This is a genomic window from Longispora urticae (genome assembly GCF_053902585.1).
This window is the reverse complement of the sequence record NZ_JAQZSH010000042.1, coordinates 106,872-119,764: the sequence shown is the minus strand read 5'-3', so window position 1 is coordinate 119,764 and position 12,893 is coordinate 106,872. Positions and strand designations below refer to the sequence as shown.

Annotated in this window: 16 protein-coding genes; 8 read left to right on the top strand and 8 right to left on the bottom strand. The window is 68.7% G+C overall.

Annotation, left to right across the window (positions count from 1 at the left end):
• Positions 1-81: 81 nt before the first annotated feature.
• Positions 82-573: a TIR domain-containing protein gene (locus PT931_RS30170; RefSeq protein ID WP_456249112.1), complete on the bottom strand. Its 492-nt coding sequence runs from the start codon at positions 571-573 to the stop codon at positions 82-84.
• Positions 574-746: 173 nt separating this feature from the next.
• Between PT931_RS30170 and PT931_RS30165 the strand changes: the two genes are divergently transcribed.
• Positions 747-1,226 carry an HIT family protein gene (locus PT931_RS30165; protein WP_456249111.1) on the top strand — a complete coding sequence of 160 codons (480 nt, stop codon included), beginning with the start codon at positions 747-749 and terminating at the stop codon, positions 1,224-1,226.
• Here PT931_RS30165 and PT931_RS30160 read toward each other — a convergent pair.
• Positions 1,180-1,611 carry a hypothetical protein gene (locus tag PT931_RS30160; protein ID WP_456249110.1) on the bottom strand — a complete coding sequence of 144 codons (432 nt, stop codon included), beginning with the start codon at positions 1,609-1,611 and terminating at the stop codon, positions 1,180-1,182. The genes PT931_RS30165 and PT931_RS30160 overlap by 47 nt on opposite strands.
• A gap of 85 nt (positions 1,612-1,696) precedes the next feature.
• The gene (locus PT931_RS30155; RefSeq protein ID WP_456249109.1) at positions 1,697-2,617 is read right to left on the bottom strand and encodes an HNH endonuclease; all 921 of its coding nucleotides are present in this window, start codon (positions 2,615-2,617) and stop codon (positions 1,697-1,699) included.
• Positions 2,618-3,230: 613 nt separating this feature from the next.
• Here PT931_RS30155 and PT931_RS30150 point away from each other — a divergent pair.
• Positions 3,231-3,443 carry a hypothetical protein gene (locus PT931_RS30150; protein WP_456249108.1) on the top strand — a complete coding sequence of 71 codons (213 nt, stop codon included), beginning with the start codon at positions 3,231-3,233 and terminating at the stop codon, positions 3,441-3,443.
• 83 nt (positions 3,444-3,526) lie between these two features.
• Here PT931_RS30150 and PT931_RS30145 read toward each other — a convergent pair whose 3' ends face one another.
• Positions 3,527-4,222 carry a hypothetical protein gene (locus PT931_RS30145; protein WP_456249107.1) on the bottom strand — a complete coding sequence of 232 codons (696 nt, stop codon included), beginning with the start codon at positions 4,220-4,222 and terminating at the stop codon, positions 3,527-3,529.
• Positions 4,223-4,405: 183 nt separating this feature from the next.
• Positions 4,406-5,374, bottom strand: a complete 969-nt coding sequence (locus PT931_RS30140) for an NAD(P)-dependent alcohol dehydrogenase (protein ID WP_456249106.1) — start codon at positions 5,372-5,374, stop codon at positions 4,406-4,408.
• A gap of 189 nt (positions 5,375-5,563) precedes the next feature.
• Between PT931_RS30140 and PT931_RS30135 the strand changes: the two genes are divergently transcribed.
• The 3 genes from PT931_RS30135 (at position 5,564) to PT931_RS30125 (ending at position 8,670) form a co-directional block, all read left to right on the top strand.
• Complete coding sequence (locus tag PT931_RS30135) at positions 5,564-6,238, top strand: TetR/AcrR family transcriptional regulator (RefSeq protein WP_456249105.1); 675 nt, start codon at positions 5,564-5,566, stop codon at positions 6,236-6,238.
• Positions 6,239-6,388: 150 nt separating this feature from the next.
• Complete coding sequence (locus tag PT931_RS30130) at positions 6,389-7,009, top strand: DUF6518 family protein (RefSeq protein WP_456249104.1); 621 nt, start codon at positions 6,389-6,391, stop codon at positions 7,007-7,009.
• A 341-nt stretch (positions 7,010-7,350) separates the two neighbouring features.
• Positions 7,351-8,670 (top strand): M28 family peptidase, encoded by a 1,320-nt coding sequence (locus PT931_RS30125; RefSeq protein WP_456249103.1) that lies wholly within the window; start codon positions 7,351-7,353, stop codon positions 8,668-8,670.
• A 100-nt stretch (positions 8,671-8,770) separates the two neighbouring features.
• Here the strand turns inward: PT931_RS30125 and PT931_RS30120 are convergent, their stop codons facing one another.
• Positions 8,771-9,388 carry a TetR/AcrR family transcriptional regulator gene (locus PT931_RS30120; protein ID WP_456249102.1) on the bottom strand — a complete coding sequence of 206 codons (618 nt, stop codon included), beginning with the start codon at positions 9,386-9,388 and terminating at the stop codon, positions 8,771-8,773.
• A 36-nt stretch (positions 9,389-9,424) separates the two neighbouring features.
• Here PT931_RS30120 and PT931_RS30115 point away from each other — a divergent pair, with 36 nt between their 5' ends.
• The gene (locus tag PT931_RS30115; RefSeq protein WP_456249101.1) at positions 9,425-9,745 is read left to right on the top strand and encodes a rhodanese-like domain-containing protein; all 321 of its coding nucleotides are present in this window, start codon (positions 9,425-9,427) and stop codon (positions 9,743-9,745) included.
• Positions 9,746-9,752: 7 nt separating this feature from the next.
• Here PT931_RS30115 and PT931_RS30110 read toward each other — a convergent pair whose 3' ends face one another.
• The gene (locus PT931_RS30110) at positions 9,753-10,163 is read right to left on the bottom strand and encodes a hypothetical protein (protein ID WP_456249100.1); all 411 of its coding nucleotides are present in this window, start codon (positions 10,161-10,163) and stop codon (positions 9,753-9,755) included.
• Positions 10,164-10,260: 97 nt separating this feature from the next.
• On the opposite strand from PT931_RS30110, the gene PT931_RS30105 reads away from it, so the two are divergent.
• Complete coding sequence (locus PT931_RS30105; RefSeq protein ID WP_456249099.1) at positions 10,261-10,902, top strand: nitroreductase family protein; 642 nt, start codon at positions 10,261-10,263, stop codon at positions 10,900-10,902.
• Positions 10,903-11,102: 200 nt separating this feature from the next.
• The gene (locus PT931_RS30100; RefSeq protein ID WP_456249098.1) at positions 11,103-11,642 is read left to right on the top strand and encodes a dihydrofolate reductase family protein; all 540 of its coding nucleotides are present in this window, start codon (positions 11,103-11,105) and stop codon (positions 11,640-11,642) included.
• A 157-nt stretch (positions 11,643-11,799) separates the two neighbouring features.
• On the opposite strand, the gene PT931_RS30095 is transcribed toward PT931_RS30100, so the two are convergent.
• On the bottom strand, positions 11,800-12,570 hold the full coding sequence (locus tag PT931_RS30095; protein ID WP_456249097.1) for a DUF7662 domain-containing protein: 771 nt from the start codon (positions 12,568-12,570) through the stop codon (positions 11,800-11,802).
• Positions 12,571-12,893 lie beyond the last annotated feature (323 nt).

Here is a 12,893-nt window from a genome sequence, read left to right as displayed (position 1 = left end):
GAGCACGCCGCCCGTGGCCCCCTCGTGCCGCTGAACCGCGGAAAAATGGATCATTTGGGGGCCACGACCAGCAGACCGTAGCTAGTGCGCGGCCCGGATGGAGATCGCTTCTTCAACCCAGCCCGCGAGGTTGGTCTTGATGTGGTCATAGACAAATGAGCTCGTCACGAAAGGAGGGTCGTAAACCTTGAGCACGCTGGAGAGCGCTTGGCCTCCGACTCTGAGGCCCCCGAAAGGGTTCGCACCTTTCGAAGACTGCTTCAACTCCTTGTCTAGCAGGTTGTGGATATTTACGCCAACGACCCCTTTGCCCAGCGCCCAACCCTGCTCGATCTCGTAGTTGATCCACTTCCTGCCCGCGGTTTGACTCCCGACGAGCACAATCACACACGACTTCCCTGCGAGCTGGCCATCAATCCAGGACTTGATGGCCGAATCGCCCGCCTTTTTTACGGACTCCCAATCATTGTCAGATACGGGAGCATTTCCCTCGAGCACGTGCGAGTTACGAACTTTTGCGGCACGCCAATTGTCGGGCACGTAGTGAAAGCTGTAGAAGGCTTTGCGAGCCATGTCACCACCCTAACTTAACACCAAGAGGCCATCACTCTAGACCTTGAATCCCTAGATCACAATCGACACCCGATATTGATCTTCCACATTCGCGATCTTCCATGTTAGGGTTGAAGGGCTACTCGCACGCATATCCTAGATTGAAATCGAACCATGATCACTCAGGAGGCTTCATGACCGCGCTCAACAAAACGGCAATCAGTGACTGCGAATTTTGCAGGATAGTCTCCAGGGTAGAAAAAGCCGACATTGTGCTCGACACTCCCAAGATCATGGCGTTTTTGCCACTCAATCCAGCAACCTTAGGCCACACACTTGTCATTCCCAAGAGGCACGTTTCCGATCTCTGGCAACTGGACCCTAGGCTTGCAGGCCCCCTCCTTGAGGCTGTTATTCGGGTTGGCAAAGGGATCCAGAAGTTCCTTACACCCGACGGCATGAACCTAATTAGCTCCGCAGGTGAAGCTGCAACCCAGTCCATATTTCACCTGCACCTGCATGTCGTCCCCAGGTGGGACAACGATCGACTCGGTCGCATTTGGCCCCCAGATCGGCCATTGGGTGAAGAGCTAAGATCTGATTTGGCTGAAGGAATTCGGGAGGCGCTTAGTAAACTGCATGAAGAATTGCCCCAGCAAGAAATGCAAGGTTAACCAAAACGAGCGCCCCGTAGAAATATCTTAAGGTGAGAGAGAAAATTACCTTGTGGGCACGGACCCGCTTTAGGTATGGGCCAATGTCCATTGAAAATGGCTTTACTCCACCGTCAGGCACGCAAACGTCATTGTAGAGCAACCTGAAGAGTCGTTCTTGGCGCAAGTAGTACGCATCCAGCAGCCAAAACGCCACCAGAGGAATGAAGCCAGTGGCAGCAATCTTCCAACTCAACCTCGAGGCCAGTACTGCAAAGAAGGCGGCCGAGACGGTCAGAGCCCATCCCTTGATCAAAAAAGAGCTATTCCCCAGGCGCGCGACAATAGCCTGAATAAACTCAAGGTGCTTCACCTTGTCTGAACCTAGCGAATCCCCTTCAGACATCTATCCACCTTGTCCACTTGATCAGAAAATCTACAGATGCGACCTATGACTCAATCTAGCCTGAGCGCGTATGCTACTAGTTCTATCAGTTGCCCAGTCGGTGTTGGGAAACAAGCTCCGATAGCTGCTCTATCGTCAGCCATGCGTTAGCCCGGCGGTGGATCATGCGGTGGCAGTTAGAGCAGATTAGGGCTAGGTCGGCGAGTCTGGCGGTGGTCTGCCCTGTGACGAACAGCGGCGTGCGGTGGTGGCACTCGATGTAGTCCTTGCCGTGGACACCGTAGGTGCGGTGGAAGTCGAAGTCGCACACCTCGCAGGTGATGGCCTGTCCGCGGCGCTTGGCATCGGCGATCTTTGAGCGCTTGAGCTTAGGGTCTCGCTCGCGGCGCAGATGCTGACGCAGGAGTAGCCGGCCTTCCTCCGCGGAGTGGTCTTCCAGGTCCGGGTCGGTGATGGGTGGCAGCTCCGCGGCTTCGCCAGACTTCAGAAGGATTCGGACCGCGGCGGCGTGTGCTCGCATCTCCTCCGGGTGGTCCCGAAACTCGTCCAGGATCACTTTGTCGAGTCGGTTGCCGTTGGTCGCCTTACCGGGGTACTCGGGGTGGCGGGTGGCGATGTCCGCGGTCTTGCGGGCAACTCCAGCTGGGTTGCGGAACTTCTCGCTGCGCCCGTCGATCGGGTGGAACACCGGTGACTGCAACAGCGCAGGCAGCGTTACGACCCGCGGGTCGGTGTCTCCGAGCTGCCGCCAACCGAGGTCGCGCAGCAGCTTCGCGACGGTCTTGTCTCCGCCAGAGAAGTCCTTCGGGCCCAGTGGGACACCGTGCGCAACCTGGTGCGCGTAGCCGACGATGGCTTTGGAGTCATACCGCTCGCCACCATGGACGATGAAGTACTCCCGGGCCGTCCCGAACCCAGTCGAGGCGAGGAACTCTGCCCGCCCGAGCCGATCGAACTCGGAGATGGCTTCCAACACGTCGGGCGCAGTCACATCGGCAAACGTCACGCAGACGAGCGTAGGCCGACCGGCCGACAATTTCTGTCCCTCTCCAACACCCCGACCCCGTGCTTGTCCTGTCGCGACAGGCGCTACGGTCCTCGCGTGCACGAGGTGAGTATCCAACTGAGTGCCGATCGGGCCGTACAACCACCGACACCCACGGACATCTGCGGACTACGCCCATAGGCCCCGCTGCACGTTACGGGAGATCAGCTAGCGCCGGTCTGTCGTTCACACCGAAGGGGTCGCAGGTTCAAACCCTGCTACGCCCACCGCACATCGGAGGCCGTTTCCGCTCGTCGGAGACGGCCTTTCCGCTGCCCCCGTGTGCCACAGGTGGGGACAGCCGCGGCCCGGCTCCCCCCAGCACCGTTCGAGGCGCCCTTGGCCGTCCGTGTTCGGGGTCGGCCGCGCCACACGCCGCTCTGTCGACACCGAGAATGCTGCCGATCGGCAGTGCGGTGGCGTAGCGGCCCGGACCGGGCCACGGGGACGACCGGCGGGCGGCGGGGCCAGCGCCCACGCGGGGCGCGCCAGATGTAGGCGGCGGTCGGGGCGGCCCGGACGGTCTGCGGCCGCCGTGCTGGGGAAGGCCCCCCACCGGAGGTACCCTCTGTGGATGAACCTCGATCCCGTCACGGCCGACCGCGCGGTCCTCGTGTCCGACATCGAGTCCGACGGAAACTGCCGATTGAGCCTCGCGCTCCAGCAGGCAGTACTGATCAGGGCCGGCGACACCTGGGGTGTTCGCGACAACCAGCTCTACGTCCAGCGGCCAGACGGGTCCACTCTCACGCGCAGCGGCAGCGAGGAGATGCGCTGCTACCGGTAGCTGGAGTACAGCAGCGAGGTAGCAACGCACCCGGCCGGACGCGGTCCGCAGTCAACCGCATCTTGGCGCCGCCCCCAACTCGGCTACGACCGGATGAGGCGCACGCCGGTCGTGAGCAGCCAGACGAGCCAGGCGACGAACCCCAGCAGCCCGACGAAGATCAGCGGCGAGCCGTCGGCGATCGCAAGGTTGCCCAGCCCCGCGGCGAGCAGCAGGATCCCGCCCACCAGGCCCAGCACGCGCTGCCACGCCGGGGTCAGCCCGCTCGCGTGCGCGGCGAGGACCGAGCCGAGGCAGGTGGTGCCGAGCATCGGCAGTACCAGCGCGAACGCCGCCGCGTGCATCTGCCAGACGAGCCCGAACGCGGGTGTCGGCTCGGCGAGCCCGCCGGCGGCGAGCACGAGCCCGATCTGCAGGACGTTGACGAGTACGAAGACTGCCGACAGCGTCGCGCCGGCCGCCACCGCGAGGCGCGACCAGTCGGCGCCCGCTCCGCCGCGCCGCTCCACGAGGCCGTGCAGGCCCGTCCCGAACACGAGCAGCAGCGGCAGGTACAGCGCCACCAGGCCGGACACGATCGTGACCGCGTCGCGGTTGGCCGCGTAGTAGGCGAGCACGTCCCCGATCGGAGAGTCGTAGCCCGGCGCGCCCGTCGCCGCGAACAGGACGTTCTCGATCAGCACCAACACCGCGAACGCGATCGCCGCGGCACCGACGAACCGGCCCCGGACGGACCGACCTCGGGCTGGCGTGGTGGCGGTGTCCTTCGGTGAACTCATCTCTTGCTCCTTCGTTGCGGTCGGACGACCGGCGGGTTGTCGAGCAGGCTCGGGGACGGTCGTCGGTTCCTCTTTCGAGGGGGCGCGGTTCGCCCCCCGAACTGGCGGCAGGGCTGGGCGTGTACCCGCACGGGTCGGGTCAGCCCGGGGCCGCCCCGGGGCCGCGACGGGGGCCGCGGGTCGTCAGACGGTGATCACGACCTTTCCCCGGGTGTGGCCGGCCGCGATGTAGCGGAGGGCGTCGGCTGCTTCGTCGAGGGGGTAGGTGCGGTCGATGACGGGCGTGACCTGCCCGGTCGCGAGCAGGTCGGCCAGGGTGAGCAGGTCCTGGCGCTTCCCGGTCGACGTGAAGGGCCTCAGGCGCTGACGGGTGAACCCGGACAGCACGCGCGCCCTGACGACCCGGCCGATGGGGCCGAGCCAGCGGCCGCCGCGTCCGCTGTTGGGGATGAGCGTGCCGGTGGGGGTCAGCGCCCGGCGGACGGCCGCCAGGGGCTGGGCCTCCACGTTGTCGAGGATGACGTCGTAGCGCTTCCCGGCGCTGGTGAAGTCGGTCCTCGTGTAGTCGACGACGTGGTCGGCACCGAGCGAACGGACCAGGTCGACGTTGCGGGTGCCGCACACGCCCGTCACCTCGGCGCCGAACGCCTTGGCGATCTGTACGGCGAAGGAGCCCACGCCGCCCGACGCGCCCGTGATCAGCACCGTCTGGCCCGGTCCCACGTTCGCGATCGTGCGCAGGGCCTGCAACGCCGTCATGGCCGACGTGGGGACCGTTGCCGCGTCGGCGACCGACAGGTTGGCGGGCACGGGCACGAGGTTGTCCGCCGGGACGCGGGCGTACTCCGCGAGCGTTCCCGTGGTGCTCCAGCCGAACACCTCGTCGCCGGGGCGGAGCGCGGTGACATCCTTTCCGACCGCCGCCACCACGCCGGCGAGGTCCCTGCCGGGGATGCCGTGGCGCGGCCGGCGGAGCCCGAACACCAGGCGCACCACGTACGGCTCACCGGTCAGGACGAAGTAGTCGCCGGGATGTACCGAGGCCGCGCCCACCCGGACGAGCACCTCGCCTCGACCGGGCACCGGTAGCCCGACCTCGCGCGACTCGAGCACCGAGGGCGGGCCGTAGCGGTGCTGGACGGCGGCCCGCATCGTCGCAGCCCCGGCCGGACCGGCCCCCGGCACCGGGCGTGCTCCCGTATTCGACCGCTGTTCGGTTCCCACAGAGTCCTCCTCACGTCCGAGCTACGACCCTCGCTTGTTCGTACACCGTACGTCGTACACCGTACTATGACCGTACGCTGTACGATCGTCAAGCCGTTCGAGGGAGCGAGGAGACCCGTGTCTGCGAGGAAGCAACGCCAGGTCGCGTCAGACGCGGGACTGAGCAAGGAGCGGCTGGTGGTCGAGGCGATCCGGCTCGCCGACCGCGAGGGGGTCACCGGGCTGAGCATGCGACGGCTGGCGGGCGCGCTCGACGCGGGCGCGATGTCGCTCTACCACTACGTGGCGAACAAGGAGGAGTTGCTCGACGCCATGATCGACGTCGTGTTCGCAGAGATCGAGCTCCCGCCCGAGGGGACCGACTGGCAGTCGGCGATGCGACGGCGGACGGCATCCGCCCGACAGGTTCTCGCCCGCCACCCGTGGGCGATCGGCCTGATGGAGTCGCGGACCTCGCCGGGGCCCGCGCACCTCCGCCACCGCGAAGCGGTCACCGCCTGCCTGCGGAGGGCTGGCTTCTCGGTCCTGATGGCGACGCACGCCAACTGGTTGCTCGACGTCTACCTCTACGGGTTCGCCCTGCAGGAGACGAGCCTGCCGTTCGACACCGCCGACGAGTTCGCGGACATGGCCGAGGACGTCTTCCTGCCCCAGCTTCCTCCGGACGAGTTCCCCTACCTCAACGAGTCCGCCGCGGCGCTCGTCGCCGCCGGCTACGACCCGGCGGAGGAGTTCCTCTTCGGCCTCGATCTCATCCTGGCCGCCCTCGAACCCCTGAGGACCTCCGCGTAGCGACGCGCACAGACCATCGCGCGGCCCCGCACCGCGGCTCCGCCCCACTCCTCGGAGTCCAGGTCACGGCTGCGGATGACCTTTCCGGTGTCCGGGCCGTTCCCGGCCTGACTCCGAGTCAAGATCGTTGACGGGCTAGGCTCGTCTGCCATGCGACCTGCGAACCGTTGGGTGCTGCTGGCCGGCGCGGTCGGTGGGCTCGTGCTGGGTGCCGTGGACTTCCTGTGGATCCGGTTCGTGCCCTTCCCGCTGGCCGAGCTGGGGAACTCGACGGCGACCTGGGCGGCGGCGGCGTTCTTTTTCGGCTGGTGGGTGCGGTCCGGCTGGTCGCGGGCCGCGATCGGGGCCAGTGTCCTGCTGGTTCTCGCGGTGCCCGCCTACTACGTGACGGCGACGCTGGTCAACGGGGACGACGTGTCGGTGCTGTGGGCGCCGACGTCGCTGGTCTGGATGCTGATGGGCGTGCTGGCCGGTGTCGTGTTCGGCGGGGCCGGGGTGTGGGCGCGCGGCGCGGGCTGGCCGGCGGTGGTCGGTCCGGCGCTGCCAGCCGCGGCGTTCCTGGAGGAGGCCGCCCGGTTCGCCCTGCGGCTCGGTGACCCGGACTACTCCCGCGCGGTGGCCTGGAACGTCGCCATCGACGTGGCCCTGGCGGCGCTGATCGTCTGGCTGGCCGGCCGCAGCGCCCGGGGACGGCTGCTCGCGCTGGCCTGCGCGCTGCCGCTGGCGGCCCTGGGGTTCGCCGCGTTCCTCCTCCTCGGCGCGGCCACGTAGCGTCGCGGCCCGCCGGAGCCCCGGACACCCGGACACCCGGACACCCAAGGCACCCCGGCACCTGTCCGCGCGCCCACGCCGGTCGCGCCCGTGCGGCTGGTGTCCGGCCGGGCCCGGCCGTACCCCTCTGCGCGTTGGTTCTGGTTGGGTCGCGTTAACAGGTCGCGTTATTTAAGGAGGGCTTATTGCCCCCTTGAGTTCCCCCTCATCCATTGATGTCCATACTCCGGCATACCGCTACAGCGGTAGTCAACCTTCCGGAGATGCTCATGACACCCCTCGTTCCACAACGTGTCACCCACAGGACCCGCGCCGCGATCGCCGTCGGCGTCGGTGCCGCGGTGGCCGTAGCAGTGCTCGCCTCGGCGCAACCCACCATGGCGACCCCCACGCCGACGTCGGCCACCGCCGCCGCGGCGCCGGACGTCAGCGTCGCCAACATCAAGACCCACCTGCAGAAACTCTCCGATGTGGCGGCCGCGAACGGTGGTAACCGCGCGCACGGCACCACCGGCTACCAGGCCTCCATCGACTACGTGAAGGGCAAGCTGGACGCGGCCGGGTTCACGACGTCGACGCAGAGCTTCACGCACAACGGCAAGACCGGGTACAACCTGATCGCGAACCTCCCGGGTCGCGGGGACGCCAACCAGGTCGTCATGCTCGGCGCGCACCTCGACTCCGTCACCAGCGGCGCGGGCATCAACGACAACGGCTCCGGCTCGGCGACGATCCTGGAGATCGCGCTGCGGTACGCCGCCAGTGGCGACGCCGGGGCCAAGTCGATGCGGTTCGGGTGGTGGGGCGCGGAGGAGCTGGGGCTGATCGGCTCCAAGTACTACGTGGCGAACCTGCCGACCGCCGAGCGTACGAAGATCAAGTCGTACCTGAACTTCGACATGGTCGGCTCCCCCAACGGCGGGTACTTCGTCTACAGCGAGGACCCGACCCGGGGCGCGACGATCAAGTCCACGATCGAGTCGGGCTTCACCGCGAAGAACATCGACCCCGACGACGCGAACCTGAACAGCCGTTCGGACCACGCCGCGTTCATCAGCGCGTCCATCCCGAGCGGGGGCATCGCGTCGCTGAGCCTCGACCCCTCGAAGAGCGCCGCGCAGGCCGCGAAGTGGGGCGGCACGGCGGGCGCCGCCTACGACCCGTGCTACCACCAGTCGTGCGACACGCTGTCGAACCTCAACGACTCGGTGCTCGACAACATCGCCGACGTCGCCGCGTACGCCGCGTGGCAGCTGGCCGGCATCGGCGGCACCACGCCCACGCCGACCCCGACCGCGTCGCCGACCGGCTCGCCGAGCGGGAACGTCTACACCAACGCCAACGACGTCGCGATCAAGGACCTCCAGACGTCGGACTCGCCGCTCGCGGTGAACCGGGCGGGCAACGCGCCGTCGACCCTGAAGGTGGCCGTGGACATCGTGCACAGCTACCGGGGTGACCTGGTGGTCTCGCTGGTGGCGCCGGACGGCACCGTCTACCTGTTGGAGGACTTCGCCAACAACGACAGTGTGGCCAACGTGAAGAAGACGTACACCGTGAACGCGTCCTCCGAGGCGGCCAGCGGTACCTGGAAGTTGCGGGTCAAGGATGTCGCGAACGCCGACACCGGGTACATCAACTCCTGGTCGTTGACCTTCTAGTTTCCCCTCCGTGGTGGCCCGTCCCGGGGTTCCGGGGCGGGCCACCGTGCGTCGCGGGGACGGCCGACGCCCACGGGGAGGCCGGCACCACCGCCGAGGGTCAACGGCGGGCGCGGGCCGCCTCCGCGAGCACCCCGGCGCGCAGCCGGTCCTCCCCGAGCACCGGCAGCACCGCCGTCACGTGTTCCGCGCCGAGGCCCGCCAGCAGCGCGTGCGCCGCGTACTCCGGATCCTCGGCGGCACCGGTCAGCAGCAGCGCGACGTGCCGGTGCCAGAACCGGTAGGCCCCGATCCGGTACCGGGCCCCGGGCGCGGCCGTCTCCGACATCCGGACCAGGTCGAGGTGCCCGAGCAGGTAGTCGAGGTACGCGGCCACGAACGCCACGAGCCGCTCGCCGGGTGCGCCGTCCGGCCCGAGCGGCGCCGGTCCGCTGAGGATCTGCTGCTGGAGCTCGCGTTCGCGCGCGTCGAGGAGGGCGGCGGCGAGCCCGGCCCGGTCCCCGAACCGGCGGAACAGGGTGCCCTTGCCGACCCCGGCCGCCGCCGCCACGGCGTCCATCGAGACGTTGTCGGCCCCGTGTTCGGCGAAGAGGCGGGCGGCCGCGTCGAGGACCGTGGCGCGGTTGCGGGCGGCGTCGGCGCGTTCGGTCGGGGGTGACGTGCGCAACTGGAGCAGCTCTTGATAACCGGACTGCGGTCCGTTAACGTCGGAGGCCATAACCGGACTGTAGTCCATATCTGTCGGAGGTTCACCATGACCACCCTGATCACCCGCCACGACCTCGCCGCCGCCATCGAGGCCCGCACGGTCACGGTGCTCGACGCGCTCGGCGCCGAGTACCACGCGCGACGCCACCTGCCCGGCGCGCTGCCGCTCGCCCCCGGCGACGTGGCGACCCGCGCCGCCGACCTGCTCCCCGACCTCGACGCCGCGATCGTCACCTACTGCTCCAACCCGTCCTGCCCGAACAGCGGCCAGGTCGCCGACCGGCTGACGGCGCTCGGCTACACCAACGTCCGCAAGTACCGGGAGGGCATCGAGGACTGGGCCGAGGCGGGCCTGCCGCTCGAGTAGCGGGGCATCACTCCCCGGGCCAGGGCAGGCCGTGGAACGCGAACACGGCCTTGCCCTGGGCCAGCACACCCACCACGAACTCCGCCGGAGCCGGCGCGAAGATGTCCACCATCTCCAACTCCTCGCCGCGTCGCTCGGGATCGAGAACATAGGCCCGTCGACCGTTCTCGAACTGGCGCAGCATCCCCGACGGCCACACGTCCGGCCGCGCGCCCTGACAACACAGCAACAGCCCCCGCGCTTCCAGTACCTCCCGGAGCGCGACCAGGCAGCTCAGGTAGTCGTCGTCGACCGTTCCGAACACGACCCCTTGGTCCACCCACTCGACGCGCGCGACGGACGGCTCACCCAGGCGCAGCACGACCGGACAGAGCGCACCCGCGGCGTCGACCGCGGTCAGGTTCACCACTTCGGACATCCAACCCCCATCCTCGCCGGGGGATCCTACCCACGGCGACGCCCGACCCTGGTCGGCGAGGGCAGCGGGATCGGGCGGTGGCTGGAAGAATTCAGCGATGGAGTTCATTGAGCTGATCCGTCGACGTCGCATGGTCCGCCGGTTCGACGACCGCCCGCTGGAACCCGCGGTCGTCGAGCGGATCGTGGCCAGCGCGCTGCGGGCGCCGTCCGCCGGTTTCGCGCAGGGCTGGGCGTTCCTGGTACTCACCGAGGAGGCGGACAGGGAGCGGTTCTGGCCGTTCGTGCCGAACCAGGTGAACCACACCCCCGAGCTGCGCAACGCACCTCTGGTGGTGGTGCCCCTGGCTCGCAAGGAGGCCTACCTGGAGCGCTACAGCGAACCGGACAAGGCCGGGCGGTACGGCGTCGAGGGCAACTGGCCCGTGCCGTACTGGTACATCGACACCGGCATGGCCGCGCTGATGATGCTGCTGTCGGCGGTGGACGAGGGACTCGACGGGCTGCTCTGCTGGTTGGTCCCGGCGGTCGGGGAGGGCGAGGACCTGCCCGTGGGCGCCGCGGTGGCAGCGCACCTTCAGGGGTTCCGGGACGAGTTCGGGGTGCCGGCGGAGTACACACCGATCGGCGCCGTCGCGATCGGCTACCGCGCCACGGACCTGCCGCCCCAGAGCCCCGAGTTGACCGCCCGGCGGCGGGGTCTCCAGGACGTCGTGCACAGGGGTGGGTGGGGCAAGTAGGCGGCGTGACGTCGTGCCGGCCGCCCCGGCGTCGCGGACTCGGGCCCGGGGCGGCGGGCGGCGGGCGGCGGGCGGCGGGCGGCGGGCGGCAAAGATTTTTTGGCGGCTTGTCGATTCCCGGTGCGGCCGTTCGACCTAGGTTCGAAGGTGCCGGAGACAGGCGCCGGGCCGCAGGGGCCCACCAGACCTAGGAGACGACCATGGGATCGATCAAGTCCGGACTCTTCATCTCGCTCGACGGCGTCATCGAGGCCCCGGAGACCTGGCACTTCGACTACTTCGACGACGAGATGGGCGCGGCGGTCGGCGCGCTGATGAGCGGGAACGACGCGACGCTCCTCGGCCGGCAGACGTACGACGAGTTCGCCGCCTTCTGGCCGAACGCCGACCCGGCCGACCCGTTCACGGCCCAGATGAACGGGGCCCGCAAGTACGTCGTGTCGCACACGCTCACCGAGGCGGGCTGGGAGAACTCGAGCGTGATCGGCGGGGACGTCGAGGCGGAGCTGACGGAGCTCAAGAAGGACACCCATCTGGGTACGACCGGGAGCGCCACCCTGGTCCGGTGGATGCTGGAGAAGGGGCTGGTCGACGAGCTGCACCTGCTCGTGCACCCCGTGGTGGTCGGGGGCGGGAAGAAGTTGTTCGCCGACGGGGCGAAGGTGCCGCTGAGCCTCGTCCGGTCCACCACGTTCAAGTCGGGTGTCCTGCACCTGGTCTACGCCCCGGCCGCCCGCTGACCCCACGGGCCCGCGGCAGGGCGACGGGTCGGGCCGTACGTGACGCGCTCCTCGTCGAAGAGGGGCCGGTGGCCGCTTCACTTCGCGACCTCCGGAGGCGGGATCTGGGCGTGTCTGCTCTCGCTCCGGCACGGTGAGGTGCCGGGGCGGCCCGGTGCTACGCGTCCTCCGCGCGCAAGGGGTCGAAGGTGAGCACGTCGCCGTCGTCCGCGACGAGGAGTACCGCGACGTCCAGGCTGGCGAGACTCCCCCAGGTCCTGGACACGAGCGAGACGTACGTGGGCCGGTGGGGCAGGGCGATCGCCAGTTCGTGGTCCGGGTGTTTCGCCCGGTTCAGCATCGTGGAGAGGAGCACCTCGGCGTACCAGTGCCTGGCCTGGGTCGACGGTGTGCTCGCTTTGACCTTGTCGGCGCGCGCCGCGTCCGCGTAGCGCCGGCCCGGGTAGCCCTTCACCTCCACGGCCAGACGCCGTCCGTCCTGACGGGCCACGACGTCGACGCCGTGCTCCCGGGTCGCGGGGTTCGCCGTCCGCTCGATCAGCCAACCCTGGCGCCGGAGAAAGGCGACGAGGCGATTCTGGGTGACCTCCTCGGACACGCCCTGGTCGGCCGTGACCAGCCTGGTCGCGGGAGACCTGAGCGTCTGGGGCCGGCCCGCGGTCCGGGCCTCCCGATAGGTACCGCCACGGGTGCCCCGGGCGAAGACGACGCGGCCCGCGCGCTGGTCGACCGACCGCACGTGCCAACCGGCCGCCCGCCACGCCTGGGCCTCGACCTTCGAGTCGTTGGCCCACCACGCCGGGTGCTGCCACGCGGACGGCGGCAGCCGACCGACCAGTTTCTCGATCTCCGCGAAGGTCATCAGCAGCTCGTCGGCGGCCACCCGGGAGCCCGCGAGGTGGTCCCGCAACGGATCGTATTTCGCCACGGTTCTCCTGTGTCGTCGGCATCCCCGCCGGCGGCCGGGGCACGCGGAACGGATCGCTGCTCACCATCGTGGACCCGTGAGGAGCGCCCGGGCATCGGCCTACCGTCCGAGACGGGCGGTGCGCACCGGTTCCGGCCCGGAGACACCGCACCGGCGGGTGCGGGCCAGGGACCGGGCGGACACCGATGACGGGTACTCCGGGGAAGCCGCTCCGCTCCGGTACCCGTCGAGGGGTTGTCGTGGGTTGTGGGCTGGGCACATCCGGCGCACAACCGCGGCACAACAGGGGGTGTCGAGAGTTGTCGGCAGCGACGGGGACGTCG